Annotated in this window: 18 protein-coding genes; 9 read left to right on the forward strand and 9 right to left on the reverse strand. The window is 60.6% G+C overall.

All coding sequences use genetic code 11. From position 1 onward, the window contains the following. Window positions 1–98 precede the first annotated feature (98 nt). The 7 genes from AC27VU_RS03315 to AC27VU_RS03345 all read right to left on the reverse strand — a co-directional run bounded on the left by AC27VU_RS03315 (window position 99) and on the right by AC27VU_RS03345 (window position 9,631). Window positions 99–1,175, reverse strand: a complete 1,077-nt coding sequence (locus tag AC27VU_RS03315; protein WP_488723395.1) for a GGDEF domain-containing protein — start codon at window positions 1,173–1,175, stop codon at window positions 99–101. After that, window positions 1,159–2,037 carry a DUF4434 family protein gene (locus AC27VU_RS03320; protein ID WP_488723396.1) on the reverse strand — a complete coding sequence of 293 codons (879 nt, stop codon included), beginning with the start codon at window positions 2,035–2,037 and terminating at the stop codon, window positions 1,159–1,161. Before AC27VU_RS03320 ends, AC27VU_RS03315 begins: the two co-directional genes overlap by 17 nt. Next, entirely contained in the window at window positions 2,037–5,198 is a 3,162-nt protein-coding gene (locus AC27VU_RS03325) for an NfrA family protein (protein ID WP_488723397.1), read from the reverse strand. The genes AC27VU_RS03320 and AC27VU_RS03325 overlap by 1 nt, the downstream gene beginning before the upstream one ends. After that, a complete protein-coding gene (gene nfrB, locus AC27VU_RS03330; RefSeq protein WP_262143415.1) occupies window positions 5,195–7,369 on the reverse strand; it encodes a cyclic di-3',5'-guanylate-activated glycosyltransferase NfrB in 2,175 nt (724 codons plus the stop codon). The genes AC27VU_RS03325 and nfrB overlap by 4 nt, the downstream gene beginning before the upstream one ends. After that, a complete protein-coding gene (gene wecB / locus AC27VU_RS03335; RefSeq protein ID WP_045122482.1) occupies window positions 7,366–8,520 on the reverse strand; it encodes a non-hydrolyzing UDP-N-acetylglucosamine 2-epimerase in 1,155 nt (384 codons plus the stop codon). Before wecB ends, nfrB begins: the two co-directional genes overlap by 4 nt. A 176-nt stretch (window positions 8,521–8,696) precedes the next feature. Continuing rightward, entirely contained in the window at window positions 8,697–9,128 is a 432-nt protein-coding gene (locus tag AC27VU_RS03340; protein ID WP_262143416.1) for a thioredoxin family protein, read from the reverse strand. A 98-nt stretch (window positions 9,129–9,226) separates the two neighbouring features. Then, window positions 9,227–9,631, reverse strand: a complete 405-nt coding sequence (locus AC27VU_RS03345) for a hypothetical protein (protein ID WP_262143417.1) — start codon at window positions 9,629–9,631, stop codon at window positions 9,227–9,229. A gap of 394 nt (window positions 9,632–10,025) precedes the next feature. On the opposite strand from AC27VU_RS03345, the gene AC27VU_RS03350 reads away from it, so the two are divergent. From AC27VU_RS03350 to AC27VU_RS03385, 8 genes are all read left to right on the forward strand, one after another. After that, window positions 10,026–10,874 carry a transporter substrate-binding protein gene (locus AC27VU_RS03350; RefSeq protein WP_003225457.1) on the forward strand — a complete coding sequence of 283 codons (849 nt, stop codon included), beginning with the start codon at window positions 10,026–10,028 and terminating at the stop codon, window positions 10,872–10,874. A gap of 50 nt (window positions 10,875–10,924) precedes the next feature. Next, window positions 10,925–11,587: an amino acid ABC transporter permease gene (locus tag AC27VU_RS03355; protein ID WP_003225455.1), complete on the forward strand. Its 663-nt coding sequence runs from the start codon at window positions 10,925–10,927 to the stop codon at window positions 11,585–11,587. 9 nt (window positions 11,588–11,596) lie between these two features. Next, window positions 11,597–12,259, forward strand: a complete 663-nt coding sequence (locus AC27VU_RS03360; protein WP_488723398.1) for an amino acid ABC transporter permease — start codon at window positions 11,597–11,599, stop codon at window positions 12,257–12,259. Continuing rightward, a complete protein-coding gene (locus AC27VU_RS03365; protein WP_473019809.1) occupies window positions 12,256–13,053 on the forward strand; it encodes an amino acid ABC transporter ATP-binding protein in 798 nt (265 codons plus the stop codon). Before AC27VU_RS03360 ends, AC27VU_RS03365 begins: the two co-directional genes overlap by 4 nt. 30 nt (window positions 13,054–13,083) lie before the next feature. Then, window positions 13,084–13,473, forward strand: coding sequence for a RidA family protein (locus AC27VU_RS03370; RefSeq protein WP_007912330.1), 390 nt, complete (start codon window positions 13,084–13,086; stop codon window positions 13,471–13,473). Window positions 13,474–13,684: 211 nt separating this feature from the next. After that, entirely contained in the window at window positions 13,685–14,449 is a 765-nt protein-coding gene (locus AC27VU_RS03375; protein ID WP_047598577.1) for an IclR family transcriptional regulator, read from the forward strand. A 43-nt stretch (window positions 14,450–14,492) separates the two neighbouring features. Beyond that, on the forward strand, window positions 14,493–15,707 hold the full coding sequence (locus AC27VU_RS03380) for an amino acid deaminase (protein ID WP_488723399.1): 1,215 nt from the start codon (window positions 14,493–14,495) through the stop codon (window positions 15,705–15,707). 132 nt (window positions 15,708–15,839) lie between these two features. Then, window positions 15,840–16,775: a sugar kinase gene (locus AC27VU_RS03385; RefSeq protein WP_488723400.1), complete on the forward strand. Its 936-nt coding sequence runs from the start codon at window positions 15,840–15,842 to the stop codon at window positions 16,773–16,775. A 123-nt stretch (window positions 16,776–16,898) separates the two neighbouring features. On the opposite strand, the gene AC27VU_RS03390 is transcribed toward AC27VU_RS03385, so the two are convergent. Together AC27VU_RS03390 and AC27VU_RS03395 are read right to left on the reverse strand one after the other, a co-directional pair. Next, window positions 16,899–17,174 (reverse strand): peptidylprolyl isomerase, encoded by a 276-nt coding sequence (locus AC27VU_RS03390; RefSeq protein WP_003225447.1) that lies wholly within the window; start codon window positions 17,172–17,174, stop codon window positions 16,899–16,901. 39 nt (window positions 17,175–17,213) lie between these two features. Beyond that, window positions 17,214–19,763, reverse strand: coding sequence for a PAS domain-containing hybrid sensor histidine kinase/response regulator (locus AC27VU_RS03395; RefSeq protein WP_488723401.1), 2,550 nt, complete (start codon window positions 19,761–19,763; stop codon window positions 17,214–17,216). A 133-nt stretch (window positions 19,764–19,896) separates the two neighbouring features. Between AC27VU_RS03395 and AC27VU_RS03400 the strand changes: the two genes are divergently transcribed. Beyond that, the gene (locus AC27VU_RS03400; protein ID WP_488723402.1) at window positions 19,897–21,009 is read left to right on the forward strand and encodes a PilT/PilU family type 4a pilus ATPase; all 1,113 of its coding nucleotides are present in this window, start codon (window positions 19,897–19,899) and stop codon (window positions 21,007–21,009) included. Window positions 21,010–21,096: the final 87 nt, after the last annotated feature.

Below are 21,096 nucleotides of genomic sequence, written 5' to 3' on the forward strand. Positions count from 1 at the left end.
GGGCGCTCCTTTCGCGAGCAGGCTCGCTCCCACTCTGGAACACATTCCACAGTGGGAGCGAGCCTGCTCGCGAATGCAATCTGTCCTGCGCCATAAAATCACTGATGAAAAGTAAAGCGATCCTTGCCCGAATGCTTTGACTCATACAACGCTTCATCCGCCTTGATCAGTGCCTGATTCAAGGTGTCGCCATCTTCCACCCGGGCCACACCCATGCTGATCGTGACCGGGTGCTGTGTCGGTTGTTCGCGAATCACCCGGCACAACTTGCCAGCCAGGGCCTCGACATCCTCGCGCCGCACACCCGCCAGATAAATCGCAAACTCCTCGCCACCCAGACGCGCGAAATTGTGCTGCGCCATCACCGTTTTGATATCGGCTGCCACGCGCTTCAGCACTTCATCACCAATGTCGTGACCGTACACATCATTTACTTTCTTGAAGTTATCGATGTCGATCATCGCCAGGTAATGATCATGCTGGCGGGGAACTGTTTTCAGGTGGTTTTGCGCGACGGTCATGAACGATCGACGATTGGGGATTTCGGTCAGCGTGTCGTTATAGGCCTGATCCAGCAGCAGCCTGGACATGATGTAGTTGTAGAGCTTGGCCTCACGCAGTTTGAGGAAGGTGTAGATGCTCAACGAGCAGAGAAACACGTTGTAGCAGGCGGTCATCACGCCCCTGAGTTCAATCAGGGTGGTGGGGGTATTGATGAACGGGTTGAGTACCAGCCAGATGATGGCTTGCGTCGCGAAAAATGCCCAGCGACTCAGTGGCAGCACCGATACGCTGTAGAGCATGCTCGCCGCGGCGAGTACCAGCCATGAGCTGTGAACCGCGAGCGGGACGCCGGTGATGATCAGCCGCACGCCCACGGTCAGGCCCAGTACGAACAGCAGCGTGATCACATCGAAATGGCGAGCCTTGCGGGTGAAACCCATGACCACTGTCAGCGTGGAAAAGAACGTGACAAAAGCCATCGAACGCCAGGTGAATCCCTGTTCTCCGAGGAAGCTGACGACCAGATCGAACACCAGCCAGATGGCGAAACTCGCGACGTAGATCAGCAGACTGAACGTGTGCAGCCGTTCGAATTCATGCTGGATGAACTCGGCCCGCAACTCGGCGGGCGCAGTTTTCTTCAGTACCTGCTCTTCAACGAGTCTGTACATTGCTGCCTTGCTGTTTGCGCTGGTTGTCGAGGATCACCCGAGCCCAAGGGCGGTAACGCAGGGAAAACACAGCGCTGACGTGACAGCCGGTGGATGCCGCATCGGGCAGCGCAGGTTCCGCACGAAACGGCTGGCCCTCGGCACTGACCTGACGGAATGCCTCGCGCACAATACCCACGGAGCAGGGCAGAGCGCTGGCATAGCCATTGCGCACCAGCGGTGACAATTTGCCCGTGCCTGCACCATCCTGCCACCACACCTGAACATCGGCGCTACTCAGCTCGCCCAGCCATTGCCCGTTGACCGTCGGTGCGAGTTTGCCGGCGCTGAACGCACTGATGTGCAGCGGTGCGTCGAGCTTGCCGGCGAAAGCCTTGAGCTGTCGTTGCAACGTGGCTCGGCGATCGGTCGCCAGGAAGTGGAAGTCATCCAGTTCCATCGGCAAATACCAGCCACTGACAGGCAATTTCCAGTCCTTGCGCAGTGTTTGCTGTTGCGCCAGTGACCGACCCAACTGTGCCTGCCAGTAGGTGGCGAGCCCGGCGGTATCCAGTTCGTCGATACGCTGGTAGTAGGCCGGATCCATCTTCAGCCCGAGCACCAGTTGCAAACCCTGTTCCCGAGCCAGTTTCAGGCTGTTGGCGAGCCAGCCACTGGTGCCGCCAAAGTCCGAATCGCCATAAGCTGTCCACTGCACGATCACTGTGCTGATGCCTTGGCGGGCGGTGTCTCGCCAGATTTGTTGCCACTGCGCCTGACTGAGGCTGGCATCGACATTCAGCGGTTGATAAAACACGCGCTCATCAGCACGCACCACCACTGCGCCCAGCATCAGGCAGAAAAACAGCATCCAGCGCGCCATCAGAAATTCCACTCCACACCCAGCAGCACACCGTTGCCGCCGTCATACAGATTGCCGCCCAGTGATTGCTGGTACTCGGTGCGCACTGTCAGTTTCGAACGGTAAGCGTTGTAGCGGTCATCGTCATACCACCATTGCCAGCGCAGACCGACACCGGTGCGCAGGTCCTGACGCCAGTCGTTGCTCGGGTCCTGACTGGCAAATTCGAGGAAGCCATACGGCATGATCGTTTGCGCGGCGTTGGACGGCAGCTTCCACGCATGACCCTGTTGGAAACGCGACAACCACTGGTGATCGCCAGCCTTGGTCCACCATGCGGCATCAAGATAGAGAAAGCGCTCATCCCAGTCGCTTTCATCGACACGCCAATCGTTGCGGTACTGGCCCTGATCGAGGAACGAGGCTGTGGCGCGTAGCAGGTAATCGGTAGTGGTGTGGCCGTCCTGACGATGATCGTCGAGCTGATCCGAGAATTTATGCGGGTTGATCATCTGCCCGAGGCTCAGGCCATGGTTGTCCTGGTCATCGAACTGGCTCTGCTTGTAGATTTCGGCGTAGAGGTTGATGTTCTGCGTGCCCCACGGTTTGTAGCGCAGGCCGACACCCGCTGCGGCAGACTCGGCGTAGCTGGAGCGACTCTGACCACCGAGCAAAACCCGCCCGTAGACCGACAGCGTGCTTCCCGCGCGGCTGGGTTCTTCACCCAGTGCGTGGTCCCACATCGCCACTTGCACGTTCTGTGAACTGGCGCTGCGGCGTGAGCCCTTGGTGTTGTCGTCACGCAGGAAATCGTTGGTCGAAACACCGGCAGGCGACCAGGTGCTGGCGAGGGTGAAAGTGTCACGCCGTGAGAGCGTTTCGTGGGCGCGACGCTGGCGATAGCGCCGGGCTTCCATGCTGCCATCTTCATCGTCGGCGGCTACCGGGTTTTGTTCCAGATCGATTATTCGGCGTAATTCCTTGCGCGCCGAGGCGCTGTCCTCGACTTCGTCATAGCGCCAGGCCAAAGTTTCGCCGAGACGATAATCCTCGGGGAAATCCCGGGTCGCCTGCTGCAGGTACGGAATCGCCCGGGCGCGTTCTTCGCGAGTCGGCGCGCCGGACAGGCGCATGCCGTAATCGGCGCGGTAACGCGGGTTGTTCGGATCGCGACGTACCGCTTCCGCCAGCCAGGCATTGCTTTGCGGCAAGTCGCCAGCCTTTTGTGCAGTGACGGAAGCGGCATAGAAATGCCCGGCATCCGGCGCTTGCTGCAAGGCCTGACGTTGGCGCTGCAACGCCTGGGCGTGGTCGCCACGGGCATCGGCAATCGCTGCGCCGAGTGCCCATTCATTGGCGCCGCGGGTTGTGCTTTGCTGCCAGTAACCCTCGGCAGTCTGGCTATCACCGGCATTCAGCGCACTGCGGCTGGCGGTCAAACGTGCGTTGTCGCTGAGTTCGGCGGCGGGAATGCTGCGCCAGATCGCCAAGGCACCAGCGGAGTCACCTGCGGCCTCCAGCGCATAGGCCAGCGGCAGACGGCTGCCGCGGTCGCCGAGTTTTTCTGCCTGTTGGTAATAAACCACCGCTTCACCGGGGCGGTCCGGCATTGCACAGCGGCCGAGCGCACGATAATCGCCGGCGGCCTGCGGGTGGCTGCCAATTGCTTGCTGCACGGCATCGCACTGACCGTTTTCCGCCAGTTGCGCAAGCAGTTGGCCACGGCTGGCGCCGTCGATCTGGCTGATCAGCGATGCCATCCGCCGCTGTTGTGCGGGCGTGGTGTCTTTGGATAACGCATAGATTCCGGCCAGACGCTGCAGGGCGGTGCCCGGCAGACGACCGCCGAAGCGGTCATAGGCGTTTTCCAGCAGCTCCTGCGCGTGGGCACGATCACCGCTGCTGAGAGCGAGGAAACTGGCCTGATTCAGCGAAGCCAGATCGCCGGTCTGACGGTAGTGGTATTCCCACAGCGTTTGTTCTTCGGTACGGCGACCCATGGACTGGGCCAGTTGCGCGCGACGCTTGACCACCGCTGGAGTCTGCTCCTGCCCCGCAAGCCAGACCATGACTTTGCTGCTCTGCCCCTGTTCCTGCCAGACATCGAGCAGTTGTGCCTGTCGCCGGTTTTCCCAGGGCTGCGGCAAGGTCGTGCTTTGCAACAGATCGGTGGCTTGCAGGCGCTGAGCGAGTACCAGCCACGCTTGGGGATCATCGGTTGGCTGGCAACTGCGTAACTGCGTCAGCGCTGCTTCAGGATCGTGGCGCGACAGCCAGTCGACGGTTTCCAGGCAGGGGCGCTGCAGGTCGTTGCTCAGGCGCTGCACGGTGGGCGCATCATCGGTCTGCCGGGCCAGTTCCCACAGCCGCTGGCGTTGTGTCGGATCCGCCAAATCCGCAGCGGGCAATGACTGCAACCAGCGCTGAGCCTGTTGATCGTGGCCCATGGCAATGGCGCGATCGACCATCGCCAGACGTACCTTGCGCGCGGCGTCAGGGCTTGGTGCCTGTTGCAGCAGTTGCTGCAACGGTTTTTCGTCCAGACGCTGCACGTAGGCGTTGGCCAGACGTTGCCAGCCTTCGGCATCCAGTTGCTTGCGTGCCGCGAGCGGGGCCAACTGATCGATGGTGCCGCTCCAGTCACGCAGTTGCTCAGACCAGTTGGCGCGGGCCAGACGCAGGATGTTGTCATCGCCCCTGGGCGCCAGTTGCGCCAGCCAGTCGTGGGCCTTGGCTGCGCCGCCGAATTTGGCCAGGCTCAAACTGTAGGCCTGCCACAGACGCACACGGTCGTTTAGATCGCTGGTTGCCATCCATTGCTCGACCTGGGTGCTGCTCGGCGGATCCTGTTCGATCCAGGTCAGGCGCAGGTCGAGAGTGGCTGCGCTGTCGCGTTCCGGCAACGCTTCGACGGCGTCCTTGTAGCGGCGTTGTTTGGCCAGGGCGTCCACCAGCAGCGCCCGAGCTTCATCATTTTTTGGAACCTTCTCCAGCAGGTGGCGCATCAGGCGTTCGACTTCTTTCCAGTTGCCTTTCTTCGCTTCCCGATAGCTGCGGTCCATGTAGGGATAGCTGCGAAACTGTTCGAAATCGCTCAGTGGCGCGGCTTGCAGCGGGTAGGCGCTGCTCAGGCCGAGCAGCAGGCTGCCCATCAATAAAGTGTGACGATGTACTGGATTCATGCGACCTCCCGGACGATGCGGTAAGCCGCTTGTTGTTCACTGGCCTGATCGGCCAGGGCTTGATCGAGAACTTCCTGAGTGATCATGCCGCGGGAAATCAGGTGTTCACCGAGGGACATGTGTTCCGCATCGAAATCGATCAGCGCTTGATTGAACAGGGTCGGCGGAACCATGCCGCGCACCTGCAGCAGGTTGCCGAGCAGTACCTGATGGCGACTGACGCGTTCCAGCAGGTCTTCATCGTCCTGATGGCGCTCAAGCACTTGCAGCATATGACGCACTTCCTCACTTTGTCGGGGGCTGGCGTACCAGTAACGAATCCCCAGCGTCACCCGGCCCTGCGGTGCCAGTCGGCAGCGCACCGGGCGTTTCAATTGACGGCTGATCGCACCGAGCGATACCTGACTGACCGGGCCTTCGGAGGCGAGCACCAGAGTGTCGCCTTCCTCGGCGACCGGCAGTACGCCGTAGTGCGAAGCGACCCGGCGCGGCACGGCGTCGATCAGGCGCTGGTCGAGCTTGAACGGATTGAGCGGTGCCCATTCCAGTTCCAGCTGCTCGGCGAGTTCCTGTACCAGTTGGGTGCTGTTGATGTATTCACGCAACAGCAGCTCGCGGCCCAGGCGCCGACGCACCGGGCTGGTGATCGCCGCTTCCAGTTGTTCCTCCGTGAGCAGGCCTTTTTCCACCAGACGATGACCCAGCGGTGTGCGTTGCGCCTTGGTCAATGCCGGGAATTCGTGGGTGGTCTTGTCCCACGCCACGCGTCGCGAGTCGCCCATCGCCATGACCTGACGCAGGGCCCGCACGTTGGCGAAGAAGTTGACGAAGTTGCTCCACATCATTCGTGGCGCCGAGAGCAGGCCTTCGACCAGCCCGTAATAGCGGGTGACGAACCAGCCACGCTGGAACAGGCGATTGAGCAGCATGAAGCCGTTGAGCCAAAGCAATGCCGAGAGCAGCGAACTGTCGGAGAGAATCGATGGATAACGCCACGATTCGGGGGAAATCACGGTGATCAGCCACATCGCGATGAGGACCACGAACAGCAGGTTGACCAGAAAACTCAACATGTAGGCGATCAGCCCGCGACGGTCACGCCACAGGAAGTAGTTGAGCAGGCCCTTGCGGCTCCAGCCGAGGTTCTTGGTGCCTTGAAACACGATGCCGACGATCCAGCGCGACTTCTGCCGGATCGCGTGTTGCAGATCGCGGGGAAAGTGCTCGCGCACGCAGATCACCTGGGAGAATTCGCGGTTCATGCCGAATACCCACGGTTGCTCCAGTGCCAGCTTCGGATCGCTGACCGAGTAACGGGCAAAAATGCACTTCATGCCTTTCTGCTTGAGCCGGAAGCCGATGTCGTAATCCTCGGTGAGACTCTGTACATCGAACGCGATACCGTCACCGTCTTCGAGCAGGGCGCTGATGGCTTTTCGACTGAAGCAAGTGCCGACCCCGGCGCTGGGTACCTGACCGGTCAGGGCTTCACGGACGATGACGTCCTTGCCGTGGTTCTCGGCGAATTCGTCGACATAGTGCCCGGCGGTAAAACCTTTCCACTCAGGCGCGTAGGGGTAGACCGGAATCTGGATCAGATCCTTGTTTGGCAGCAGGTAGTTGAAGAGGCGCAATTCCATCGGCGAAATCACGTCTTCGGCGTCATGCAGGATGAACCCGGCGAACTGGATTTTCGCCTCGCTTTCAAAACGCAGGATCGCGTCGATGATGTTGTTCAGGCAATCGGCCTTGCTGGTCGGGCCGGGGCGGGCGCAGACCACTTTGTGCACGTTGGGATAGTGCTGGCAGACCGCGTCGACGTCGGCCTGGGTTTCGGCGTCGTTGGGGTAGGTGCCGACGAAAATCTGATAATTTTCGTAATCGATGGTCGAGGCGGCCAGGCGCGCCATTTCGCCGACGACACCGACTTCGTTCCACGCCGGCACCATGATTGCCAGCGGTTTTTCGGGGATGGTGTAGAGACGTTGCTCGTCCGCGCGCTCGAATTTTTCGTAGATCCGCCAGCGCCGGATCAGCTTGCGAAACCAGTAGACAAGGTCGATGAACAGGTCATCCAGACCAAGGATGAACATCAACAGGGCGAGGGCGATCGCCACATATTTAAGACCAAACAGCACATACGCAAAGAAGTCGACCCAACCCAGACTCATACGTCGCTACCCACCGCCGAGCGAGCACTCAACCAGGCATGAAGGCGAGTGGCAATGAGTTCGCTGGCGTGGCCGTCGCCGTACGGGAAGTGCACGCGGCTCATGCGGGTGTAGGTGTCCTGGTCGTCCAGCAACTGGCTGGCCTCTTTGACGATGCGGGACTTGTCGGTCCCCACCAGCAGCATGGTGCCGCTTTCCAGCACGGATGGCCGTTCGGTCACATCGCGCAGCACCAGTAGCGGTTTGCCGATGGCCGGGGCTTCCTCCTGCACGCCGCCGGAATCGGTGAGGATGAAATGCGCTCGGCCCATCAGCCACACGAAGTTCGGGTAGTCCTGCGGGGCGATCAGATAGATGTTGGGTTTGTCCGAGAGCGTGCCATACACCACTTCCTGCACCAGCGGGTTGAGGTGCACCGGGTAAACGAACTGAACGTCGGGATAACGCTCGGCCAGTTCTGCCAATGCCTGGCAGATATTGCGGAAACCATCGCCGATGTTTTCCCGGCGATGGCTGGTGATCAGGATCATCCGGCGCTGATCATCGAGGACAGCCAACGGCGAGTCGGCGGCTGGATGCCAGTTGGTTTGCTGCTGGTGATCGCGCATCCACAGCAAGGCATCGATCACGGTATTGCCGGTGATCTCGATGTTGTCCTCGGGCACACCTTCGCGAAGCAGGTTGGCGGCGGTCTTGGAGGTGGGCGGGAAATGCAGGTCGGCAATCACGCCGGTCAAGCGTCGATTCGCCTCTTCAGGCCATGGTGCGCGCAGGTTGCCGGTGCGTAAGCCTGCTTCGACGTGGCCGATGGGTAGCTGACGATTGAACGCAGCGAGGGCGGCGATGAAGCTGGTGGTGGTGTCGCCGTGTACCAGCACGATGTCCGGCTTGACGCGTTCGTAGGCTTGATCGAGTTGTCCGAGCAGGTTCTGCGAGAGACCGTTGATGGTCTGACCCTGGGTCATCACCTGCAGGTCTTCGTCGAGCGTCAGTTCAAAGGCGTCGAGCACCTGGGCGAGCATCTCGCGGTGCTGGCCGGTGGAGCAGATGTTCAGTTGGATGTCGGGCCACTGGCGCAGAACCCTGGCCAGGGGGGCCATTTTGATGGCCTCCGGACGAGTACCGAAAACCATCATGACTTTGAAAGACATTGATCCCTCCTGGGACATGGCAACGCCGGGCTAAATCACCTGACGCCTGTGTTCGCTTGCCGAGAAATAAAAGAAAAGCAGCCGGAATGGAGCTTGTCCAATCCGGCCCGAGGCTTGTGTGTTACCGATAATTTGGAACGAAAGTGCCATCGGTTGATGGCTCTTAGGTGGCACTTTCAGGAAAAGTTCCATCGATGTGCGCGGGGGACGGTGCAGAGTGTGCGCAAGGTGCGCCGCAGCCAGGCCAGATCATGCCGAGGTGGGCGGATGACTGCTGGCGCTTTGGTTTTGCCGACGTGCCGGGCGAAATCTTCACTTAATGTTTCTTCAGTGCCGATGCCCTTGAGCTTCTTCATGAGTTTGCCGTTCTTGTAGAACAGCACGGTCGGCGTGCCGGTGACCAGTGGATGGCGCGGCGACTCAGTGGTGTTGAGCATGTAAATGTTCGCCCGGAGCCGATACGGCTCGGCCACCTCACGAAACACCGGCCCGGCCCATTCGCAGGCAGGACAGTGTTCATTGGCGAAGTACAGGATCACCGGGCGCCAGGTTTTCAGGGCTTTGCGGTAGACAGGCGACAAAGCGGAGAGGGGTACATTCAGGCTCACGATTAGCTCCTTTTCTCGCTTCATCGACGACGCGATCAAGAGATTGAAAAAGCGAGTCATCATTGGCGATGACCCGCTCATCAACTTGAAACGTTGTGTCAGCTCAATTTGGAAAGCGTTACATCACCGAAATACGAGCCAGGCTTGCCGTTTTCTCCATCGTTGGCTTCCAGTTTGACTACGAACTTGATAGTCGCGTTATTGGCCTTAAACTTCTTGGAAAGAACTTCCCAGCTTTGCCCGCCCCCGACATTAAGTGAAACTGGCTCACCCGTCGGGTGAGCCTGCACCGTGATACGACCCGCTGCCCCCGGGTTGGTCTTCATCCGCGCGGATAACATGAATGTCCCACCATCACCGTCTGGCGTGGGCACCTCCTGACTGATAAATGCAGGAGAAGCAATAACGCAATCGCCGTTTTCATAATGAACTTTGTCCGCCTCGGACGCGCTCCAATGAGCACCTTGCTGGGAAAAGTCACCGTTTTTAATCAAATTAGCCATTTCACTCATCCTTGTTCGGTTATTGATGTTTCTGCTGAGCAGAGACTTCAGTAGGCCTCCGGGATCCGTTGGAAACAACTGTCAACTCTGACAGGTAGAGGTTGAAATCCGACAAACGGCAATTCGAAAAAAGAGACCTTGCGAAAGCTCTCCGTGCATCGAATACGCACATCGCTGCACTTGAATGTGACGTTACTACCCACACGATCGCTGAATTGTCCAAAAGCGGCGCCTCTGCGTGCCAGATGTCTCGTTAGCTAACCAGCTGAATAACTTGAAGTTCCACATACGGGCGATTTCGTCCGCGAGCTGTGGCACACTTTCTGCTGTCTATTCCGTAGTAACAAACCGTGTTCCGGTATAGCGGAATAAACATCATCCTGGAGTGCTTGCCATGCATCGCCGTCCTTCGTTGTTCAAAGCGTGTGTTTTTGTTCTTGCGGCTTCGTCCGCTGTCATGGGCATGGCCCAGGCAGCCGACAGCAAGCTCGACAGTGTTCTGGCCCGTGGCAAGTTGATTGTCGGCACCGGCAGCACCAATGCGCCGTGGCACTTTCAAGGTGCGGACGGCAAGTTGCAGGGCTTTGATATCGACATCGCCAGGATGGTGGCCAAGGGCTTGTTCAATGATCCGAACAAGGTCGAGTTTGTGGTGCAGTCGTCCGATGCGCGAATTCCCAATCTGCTGACCGACAAGGTCGACATGAGCTGCCAGTTCATCACCGTTACCGCCAGCCGTGCGCAGCAAGTGGCATTCACCCTGCCGTACTACCGCGAAGGTGTCGGTCTGCTGCTGCCGGCCAACAGCAAATACAAGGAAATCGAAGACCTGCAGGCTGCCGGTGATAGCGTTACCGTGGCTGTGCTGCAAAACGTCTATGCCGAAGAACTGGTGCATCAGGCACTGCCCAAGGCCAAGGTTGATCAGTACGACAGTGTCGACCTGATGTATCAGGCGGTGAACTCCGGTCGCGCCGATGCGGCAGCCACCGACCAGTCTTCGGTCAAATACCTGATGGTGCAGAACCCGGGCCGCTACCGCAGCCCGACCTACGCGTGGAGCCCGCAGACCTACGCTTGCGCCGTCAAACGTGGCGATCAGGACTGGCTGAATTTCGTTAACACCGTGCTGCACGAAGCCATGACCGGCGTCGAGTTCCCGACTTACGCAGCATCCTTCAAGCAATGGTTCGGTGTGGATCTGCCGTCGCCGGCCATCGGTTTCCCAGTCGAATTCAAATGACCCCGTGAGAGCGGGGCGCCTCAATCGCCCCGCTCAAGGTACTGCTGACCATGAACTATCAGTTGAACTTTGCCGCCGTGTGGCGCGATTTCGACACCTTGCTGGCGGGGCTCGGTCTGGGCCTTGAACTGGCGCTGGTGTCGATCGCCATCGGCTGCGTGATCGGCCTGCTGATGGCGTTTGCCTTGCTGTCGAAGCATCGCGCCTTGCGGGTGCTGGCCTCGGTGTACGTCACGGTGGTGCGTAACACGCCGATTCTGGTGTTGATTCTGTTGATCTACTTTGCCTTGCCGAGCCTGGGGATCCGCCTGGACAAGATCCCGTCGTTCATCATCACCTTGTCGCTGTATGCGGGCGCCTATCTGACCGAAGTGTTCCGTGGCGGCTTGCTGAGCATCCCCAAAGGCCAGCGCGAGGCGGGGCTGGCAATCGGTCTCGGTGAATGGCAGGTCAAGGCCTACGTCACGGTGCCGGTGATGCTGCGCAACGTGCTGCCGGCGCTGTCGAACAACTTTATCTCGCTGTTCAAGGACACCTCGCTGGCCGCCGCGATTGCGGTGCCGGAGCTGACCTATTACGCGCGCAAGATCAACGTCGAGAGCTACCGGGTGATCGAAACCTGGCTGGTGACCACGGCGTTGTATGTCGCGGCCTGTTACCTCATTGCCATGCTGCTGCGCTACCTCGAGCAGCGTCTGGCGATTCGCCGATAGGAGGCTGCGATGTACGAATCTCCCAGTTGGTTGCATGAATTATGGGTGGCACGCGAGACGTTGCTGCAAGGCTTCCTGACCAGTGTGCAGGTGTCGGCGCTGGCGATTCTGTTCGGCACGCTGCTCGGTGTTGTCACCGGTCTGGTGCTGACCTACGGCAAGTTCTGGATGCGCGCGCCGTTCCGCTTTTACGTTGACCTGATTCGCGGCACGCCGGTGTTTGTGCTGGTGCTGGCCTGCTTCTATATGGCGCCAGCGCTGGGCTGGCAGATCAGTGCGTTTCAGGCGGGTGCGCTGGGCCTGACGCTGTTTTGCGGTTCGCACGTCGCCGAGATTGTGCGCGGCGCCTTGCAGGCCTTGCCACGCGGGCAGATGGAAGCGAGCAAGGCAATCGGCCTGACGTTTTATCAATCCCTCGGTTACGTGCTGTTGCCCCAGGCGTTGCGGCAGATCCTGCCGACCTGGGTCAACTCGTCCACCGAAATCGTCAAGGCCTCGACCCTGCTCTCGGTGATCGGCGTCGCCGAATTACTGCTCAGAACCCAACAGATCATCGCCCGGACCTTCATGACTCTGGAGTTTTATCTGTTCGCCGGTTTTCTGTTCTTCGTCATCAACTACGGCATCGAATTACTCGGCCGGCACATTGAAAAGCGGGTGGCCCTGCCATGACTCAAGCTCAAGTTTCCAAGGTTCAGAACGGTCAGCCGCTGCTGGACATCCGTGGCCTGCACAAGCAGTACGGTGCGGTCGAAGTGCTCAAGGGTGTCGACCTGAGCATGCAGCGCGGCAACGTCGTAACGCTGATCGGCTCCAGCGGTTCGGGCAAGACCACGTTGCTGCGCTGCGTGAACATGCTCGAAGAGTTTCAGGGCGGGCAGATCCTGCTCGACGGCGAGTCCATCGGCTATGACGAGGTCGGTGGCAAACGCGTGCGTCACGCGGAAAAAGTCATCGCCCGCCATCGCGCGATGACCGGCATGGCCTTCCAGCAATTCAACCTGTTCCCGCACCTGACCGCGTTGCAGAACGTCACCCTCGGTCTGCTCAAGGTCAAGAAAATGCACAAGGACCAAGCCGTGGTGCTGGCCGAAAAATGGCTGGAGCGGGTCGGCCTGCTGGAACGGCGCAATCACTTTCCCGGACAGTTGTCCGGCGGTCAGCAACAGCGCGTGGCGATTGCCCGGGCGATTGCGATGAACCCCAGCCTGATGCTGTTCGACGAAGTCACCTCGGCCCTCGATCCGGAGCTGGTCGGTGAAGTGTTGAACGTGATCAAGGGCCTGGCCGAAGACGGCATGACCATGTTGCTGGTGACCCACGAAATGCGTTTCGCCTTCGAGGTCTCGGACAAGATCGTGTTCATGAATCAGGGGCGGATCGAAGAGCAGGGGCCGCCCAAGGAACTGTTCGAACGCCCGCAATCGCCGCGTCTGGCCGAGTTTCTCAAGAGCACGCGGTTCTAATTTTTTGTTTTGTCATCAGGAGAAGTACCCATGAGCATTACTCGATACGGCACCGGCAGCACCGCCGCTGGCGGTCAGCCACGTCCCTTCGCGCGCGCCGTTGAGGCGGATGGCTGGCTGCACGTGTCCGGCCAGGTGCCAGCAGTGGATGGCGAGATCATCGTTGGCGGCATCGTCGAGCAGACCCACCAGACCATGAAGAACCTGATCGCGATTCTCGAAGAGGCCGGTTATGGCCTGGAAGATGTGGTGCGTGCCGGCGTATGGCTGGACGATCCGCGGGATTTCAGCAGTTTCAACAAGGTCTTCGGCGAGTACTTCAAACCTGAACACGCTCCGGCGCGGGCCTGTGTGCAGGCGAGCATGATGGTGGATTGCAAGGTCGAGATCGATTGCATCGCGTACAAGAAAAAGGCCTGAGTTATGGCTCTCCCCTCACCCTAACCCTCTCCCGGAGGGAGAGGGGACTGATCTGTATCGATGCGAATTTTGCGTATGACGCTTACATTTACATCGATACGGTCAGGCTCCCTCTACCTCCGGGAGAGGGCGGGGGGTGAGGGCCTCGATCCAACTGACACAACACCTCAGGCCAGTTACCATCCCGGCACTTCTTATGGGAACCACTGACATGACCGAAGACACCATCAAACGCCGGGCCCGTGGTCTGGACCGGGCGTTCGATATCCTCGATTTCCTCAAGGAGATCGGCCAGCCGTTGCGTCCGAACGACATCGCCAACGGTATCGGCAGCCCGAAATCCACGGTCTACGAACTGGTGGCGTCACTGCTGGAACGACGGATTCTGGAGCCGGTGGGCAAGGACGGTCACGTCTATCTGGGGCGCCAGTTGTACTTCCTCGGGCAGGCGCATTTGCGCCATTTCGACCTCAGTCGCGAAGCCGATCACGCCTTGCAGGAGATCGTCAGCCAGACCCGGGAAACCGCGCAGATGTGCCTGCTCAACGGGCGCAAATACACCGTGGCACTGATGAAGGAAGGCGAGCGGCATTTCCGCATTTCTTCCGACATTGGCGAAAACGCACCGATCCCGTGGACGGCTTCAGGACGCCTGTTGCTCGCGCATCTGAGCGACCAGCAAATCATCGACCTGATCGACGAAGACGATTACATCCTGCCCGACGGCGAACGCCTGCCGCTGGAGCGCTTTCTTGCGGAGATCCGGCAGGCCGGCATCGACGGCTTCTTCTCCTTCGACAGCGTTGCCGACACCTTCACCCATTGCTTTGCCGCTCCGGTCAAAGACCCCGGCGGCGTGGCCATCTGCACCCTGTGCATCGTCGCCCCACGGGCCGATGCGAAGAACAATTACGACGACTATCGCCGGGTGCTGATCGAGAGCGCGAACAGCCTCGCCCGGCGCATCAACGAATAACCGCGGCCGCCTGCGGCCGCGACTGAATGCGAGGAGTTTGACCATGACGACTGCCATCAATACCGCTGTGGAAAAGGGCGCCGCTGCGATTGGCGCGCACCTTGTGCGTGACGTCAGCCTGCCGGCGCTGGTGCTGCACCGCGAGGCGCTGGAGCACAACATTCGCTGGATGCAGAAGTTCGTCAGCGACAGTGGCGCCGAACTCGCGCCCCACGGCAAGACCAGCATGACCCCGGCGCTGTTCCAGCGTCAGCTCGACGCCGGCGCCTGGGGCATCACCCTCGCCAGCGCCACCCAGACCCGCGCCGCTTATGCCCACGGTGTACGCCGGGTGCTGATGGCCAACCAACTGGTCGGCACGCCGAACATGGCACTGATTGCCGATCTGCTGGCCGATGCCGATTTCGATTTCTACTGCATGGTCGATCACCCGGACAACGTCGCCGATCTCGGCGCCTACTTCGCCTCGCGTGGAGTGAAGTTGAACGTGATGATCGAATACGGCGTGGTCGGAGGCCGTTGCGGTTGCCGCAGCGAGCAGGAAGTCATCGCGCTGGCTCAGGCGATCAACGCGCAACCGGCGCTGGCCCTGACCGGAATCGAAGGTTACGAAGGGGTGATCCACGGCGATCACGCGGTCAGCGGCATTCGCGAATTCGCCGCGTCGCTGGTGCGTCTGGCGGTGCAGTTGCAGGACAGCGGCGCGTTCGCCATCGCCAAGCCGATCATCACCGCCTCGGGTTCGGCGTGGTACGACCTGATTGCCGAGTCGTTCGAAACGCAGAACGCCGGCGGGCGCTTCCTGAGTGTGTTGCGTCCGGGCAGTTATGTCGCGCATGACCATGGCATCTATAAGGACGCGCAATGCTGCGTGCTGGATCGTCGCAGCGATCTGCACGAAGGCCTGCGTCCGGCGCTGGAGGTCTGGGCGCATGTACAGTCGATGCCGGAGCCGGGTTTTGCGGTGATCGCCCTCGGCAAGCGCGACGTGGCGTTCGATGCCGGGCTGCCAGTGCCGTTGCTGCGTTACAAGGCCGGTGTGTTGCCGGCGGTGGGCGACGATGTCGGCGCGTGCAAGGTGACGGCGGTGATGGACCAGCATGCGTTCATGAGCGTGGCAGCGGGGGTTGAGTTGCGGGTGGGCGACATCATTTCCTTCGGTACCTCGCACCCGTGTCTGACGTTCGACAAGTGGCGGGTGGGGTTGCTGGTGGATGAGCAGTTGGCGGTGGTCGAAAGCATGGAGACTTGTTTCTAAGGCTTCAGACCGAGTCGTGGCCATTCGCGAGCAAGCTCGCTCCCACAAGGGAATGCATTCCAAATTGTGGGAGCGAGCTTGCTCGCGAAGGAGCCAGTCCAGACATCCGCGAATCAACAGAGACTGCACAAGATGAGCACCCTCAGCCCCCTGGGCCCGAACACTCCGCGCATCGCCCTGATCGGCGAGTGCATGATCGAACTCCAGCACCGCGCCGATGGCAGCCTGCAGCAAAGCTTCGGCGGCGATACCTTGAACACCGCGGTGTACCTGTCCCGCGCTCTCGGCGACAAGGCCCGGGTCGATTACGTCACCGCGCTCGGCGACGACAGCTTCAGCGATGCCATGTGCCAGAATTGGGCCGATGAAGGCATTGGCCTGGACATGGTGCAGCGTCTGCCCGGTCGCTTGCCCGGCTTGTACTGCATCCAGACCGACGCCAACGGCGAGCGGCGTTTCCTCTACTGGCGCAATGAAGCGGCGGTGCGCGACTGCTTCACTACTCCAGCGGCCGAGCCGATTCTGGCGGCGCTGGCGGACTACGACGTGCTGTATTTCAGCGGCATCACCCTCGCGGTGTTAGGCGCGAAGGGCCGCGAACGCTTGATCCAGACCCTGATCGAAGCCCGCCAGCGCGATGCGCGGATCGTCTTCGACAACAACTATCGACCGCGGCTGTGGGCCTCACAGGAAGAGGCGCGGGCGGCCTATCGCAGCGTGTTGCCGCATGTCGATCTGGCGTTGCTGACCGTCGATGACGAACAGGCGCTGTTCCATTTTGCCGATTGCGACGCGGTGTTCGAGGCGTACGCGCAGATCGGCACGCCGGAAGTGGTGCTCAAGCGCGGCGCCGAGGCGTGCCTGCTTCGTTGTGAGGGCGAGGCGTTCGAAGTGCCGGCGCAGAAGGTTGCCAAAGTTGTGGATACCACGGCGGCAGGGGATTCGTTCAGTGCGGCGTATCTGGCGAGGCGCTTGCTGGGAGGCAGTCCGGTCGAGGCGGCGGAGGCGGGGCATTGGCTGGCGAGTCGGGTGATTCAGGTGCCGGGGGCGTTGATTCCGAAAGAATGAGTGTTCTTGTGGCGAGGGAGCTTGCTCCCGCTCGACTGCGCAGCAGGCGCAAGCCTTATTGGGGCGGCTCCGCCACCCAGCGGGAGCAAGCTCCCTCGCCACAAACGCCCGAAAGCAAAGCCTTCAATCGCGGAAAAACACCTGCACCAGGTGATAGCCGAACTTGCTCTTGATCGGCCCATGCACCGTGCGCAGCGGCTTTTTGAAGATCACCGCATCAATCGCACCGACCATCTGCCCTGGCCGCACTTCACCCAGATCACCGCCGCGTTTGCCGGACGGGCAGGTCGAGTATTTTTTTGCCAGCACATCGAACGCTTCGCCCTTGGCAATGCGTTGTTTGAGCTGTTCGGCCTCTTCGGCGGTTTTCACCAGAATGTGGCGGGCTTGGGCTTTCATCGTGCGATACCTGTAACGGGGTGACGGCGGGGCGCGGGATTATGCCTCAAGTGAGGGCGTTTGGTTGATCATCTCGCGGATCTTGTTGGCCAGCACTTCAATCGAAAACGGCTTGGCCACCATGTCCATGCCATCCTCGAGAAAGCCCTGACGCTCGGCGGCTTTCTGCGCATAACCGGTCATGAACAGCACTTTCAGGCCCGGACGATGCTGGCGAGCGATTTCCGCCAGTTGCCGGCCGTTCATCCCCGGCAGGCCGACGTCGGTCACCAGCAGATCAACACGCAGCTCCGATTCCAGCAGCGGCAGGGCGGCGCTGGCGTCGGCGGCTTCGTGGGCGAGGTAGCCCAGCTCCTTGAGCAGATCGAGCACCAGCATGCGCACCGCCGGGTCATCTTCAACCACCACCACGGTTTCGCCACAGGTGGCGGTTGGCGCAGTGCTGGTCGGCTCCACCAGCGGATGTTCGGGCTCCAGCAGGTTCAGGCGCGGCAGGTACAAGCGCACGCAGGTGCCGTGATCCGGCAGGCTGTCGAGGCTGACATGGCCGCCCGATTGCTGAGCGAAACCATAAATCATCGACAGTCCCAGCCCGGTGCCCTGGCCGATCGGTTTGGTGGTGAAGAACGGATCGAACGCCTTGGCGCGCACCGACGGGGTCATGCCGGTGCCGTTGTCGCTGACCGCCAGCATCAGGTAGTCGCCGGCCTTGACCGGTTCGAGGGTGGTGATGTCGTTGCCGTCGAGGTAGACGTTGGCGGTTTCGATCAGCAGCTCACCACCATCGGGCATCGCATCGCGGGCGTTGATCACCAGATTGAGCAGGGCGTTTTCCAGTTGACTGACGTCGGTGCTGATCGGCCACACATCGTCGGCCAGCCGCAGCGTGAGTTCGATCGGGTCGCCCTTGGTGCGGCGGATCAAATCTTCCAGCGAATGAATCAGTTCATTGACGTTGAGGGTTTTGCGGTCCAGCGACTGCCGGCGCGAGAACGCCAGCAGGCGATGGGTCAGCGCCGCCGCACGGTTGGCCGACGACACCGCCGCCTCGGTGAAACGCCCGATTTCATGGGCGCGGCCGTCGGCGATGTAGCGTTGCATCAGATCGAGGCTGCCGATGATTCCGGTGAGCATGTTGTTGAAGTCGTGTGCGATACCGCCGGTGAGCTGACCGACCGCTTCCATTTTCTGTGCATGGCGCAACGCATCTTCGGCGCGCTCGCGTTCGAACATCTCGTTTTGCAGGCGCTGATTGGCCTGGGCCAGTTGTTCGGTGCGGGCGCTGACCCGTTCTTCGAGGGTTTCATTGAGATTGCGCAGCGCTTCTTCGGTCTTCTTCCGTTCGCTTTCGTCGATCACAAAAATGTAGAAACCGTTGACCGCGCCATCGGCACCGTGGCGCGGCAGGTAGTTCATCAGCGCGTGGCGGCTGCTGCCGTCACGGTGCGGGGTGTACAGGCTGAACGAGCAGGGCCGCCCGGCCAGTGCCTCGGCAATGTATGGCGCGCGCAGAAAGTAGGCCTCTTCGCCGATCACCTCGCGAATGGTGCGCCCATACAGTTCCTGCGGCGTGAGGCCGTACCAGTCCAGATAGGCGGCGTTGTTCAGACGGAAGCGTTCTTCGTGGTCGACATAGCTGATGAGGATCGGCATTGCATTGATGATCAGCTGCAATTCCGTCTGGCTCTGACGCAGTGCCTGCTCGGTGTGCTTGCGCTCGGTCAGGTCCAGTGCGGCGCCGAGGAAACGCACCGGTCGTCCATGGTGATCCTTGTAACAGCGGCCGCGGGCAAACACCCAGCGCAGTTCGCCGTCGGCTTTCAGCAGGCGATATTCCTCGGCGTACTCGGTACCGTGGGTGATGCAATGCTTGATGCTGCGGGCGATCAGGGCGCGGTCTTCGGGATGCACGCCTTGCAGGTAGTCGCTGATCGGCAGCTGGCTGGCCAGCGCCGGATCGATGCCGTGCAACTGGGCGAAATGCGCGTCGGCGATGAAACGATCTTCGCCGATGTCCCAGTCCCAGGTGCCGACCGCATCGGTGGCCGCCAAGGCCAGTTGGAGGCGTTCTTCAGTGTCGCGCTGGGCCCTGAGACTTTCTTCGGAACGGCGTTGCAGTTCGAGGGCGATGCGCCGACGTTCGTTGGTTTCGATGGCGGTTACCAGAATCCCCGCCACTTGCGCATTTTCATCGCGGATCGGACTGTAGGTCAGGTCCAGCCAGAAGTCAGACTCTATGCCTTCGCGTTGCAGGGTGAATCGCCGTTCGCTGTAGGTGCGCACCTGGCCTTGTAGGACGGCTCGATAAATCGGGTCGGTAAAGTCCTGAAGTTCTGGCCATATAAGGTGCGCCGGCTGTCCGAAAGCGTGCGGATGCTTACTGCCGGCGAGCATCGCAAAGCCATTGTTGTAGATCTGCGTGAGCTGCGGCCCCCACAACAGCAGCATCGGCATCGGCGAGTGAATCACGATGTCCACCGCGGTGCGCAGGCTTTGCGGCCAGGTGCCAGAAGCGCCCAACGGAGTGCGGCTCCAGTCGGTACGGGCGATCAGGGCTTGGGCGTCATCGGGGGAGGGTGCTGCGTTCATCACATCTATCCTGAGCGTCGGTCAGTGCGTTGGCATCTACTATTCTTGCACTTGCGGTAGACGCTGTATGACCCGTCACGTCACGACAGCGGGTCATTTCTGTTCATTGAAAGCTTCGCGGGTGCTTTTTGCCATGGAAATCGATGCACTGTTGCTCCGTCTGTCGAGCCAGCACGGCTCTGACCTGTTCCTGTCCACGGGAGCGCCACCCAGTGCGCGCATCGATGGCGTGCTGACGTCGTTCAGCGAGCGGCCGTTCAAGCCCGGTGAGGTCGAGGCCATCGCCAACTCCTTGATGGACGCCGAGCAGCGGCGCGAGTTCGATCGGGAACTGGAAATGAACCTGGCGATTTCCCGCACCGGTATCGGACGTTTTCGCCTGAACATCTTCAAGCAACGCAATGACGTGTCGATCGTGATCCGCAACGTCAAACTCGATATCCCGCGCTTCGAAGACCTCAAACTGCCGCCGGTGCTGCTGGAAACGGTGATGCTCAAACAAGGGCTGATCCTGTTCGTCGGTGCCACCGACTCCGGCAAATCCACTTCGCTGGCAGCGCTCATCGATCACCGCAACCGCCACAGCAGCGGGCACATCATCACCATCGAAGACCCGGTGGAGTATATCCATCGACACCAGCGCTCGATCATCAATCAACGCGAGGTCGGCGTCGATACCCGCAGTTTTCATGCAGCGCTGAAAAACACTCTGCGTCAGGCCCCGGACGTGGTGCTGATCGGCGAAATTCGCGACCGCGAGACCATGGAACATGCGCTGACATTCGCCGACACCGGGCACCTGGTGCTGTCGACGTTGCATGCGCACAACGCCAATCAGGCGCTGGACCGTATCGTCAATCTGTTCCCCGAAGAGCGCCGCCCGCAGTTGCTGCACGCGCTGGGCAACAATCTCAAAGCGTTTGTCTCGCAACGGCTGGTGCGCACTGTGGACGGCCAGCGCCGGGCGGCGGTCGAAGTGATGCTCGGCACGCCCACCATCGCCGACCTGATCCGTCGCAACGAATTGGGCGAACTCAAGGGCATCATGGAAAAGTCTGGCGAGGTCGGCATGCAGACCTTCGACGCGGCGCTGTACGGGCTGGTGGTGGAGGGCGTGATCAGCGAAGACGAAGCGCTCAAGCATGCGGATTCGCAGAACAACCTGCGCCTGCGCCTGAAACTGCATGCCGAGGCGGGGCCGGCACCCGCGCCCACTACATCAGGCGATTGGGGCCTGATGGATTAACACCCCACCCCTGTGGGAGCGGGCTTGCTCGCGAAAGCGGTGGGTCAGTCACATTGTTATCGACTGACAGATTGCCTTCGCGAGCAA

The organism is Pseudomonas sp. 14P5.3.2 (genome assembly GCF_057799175.1).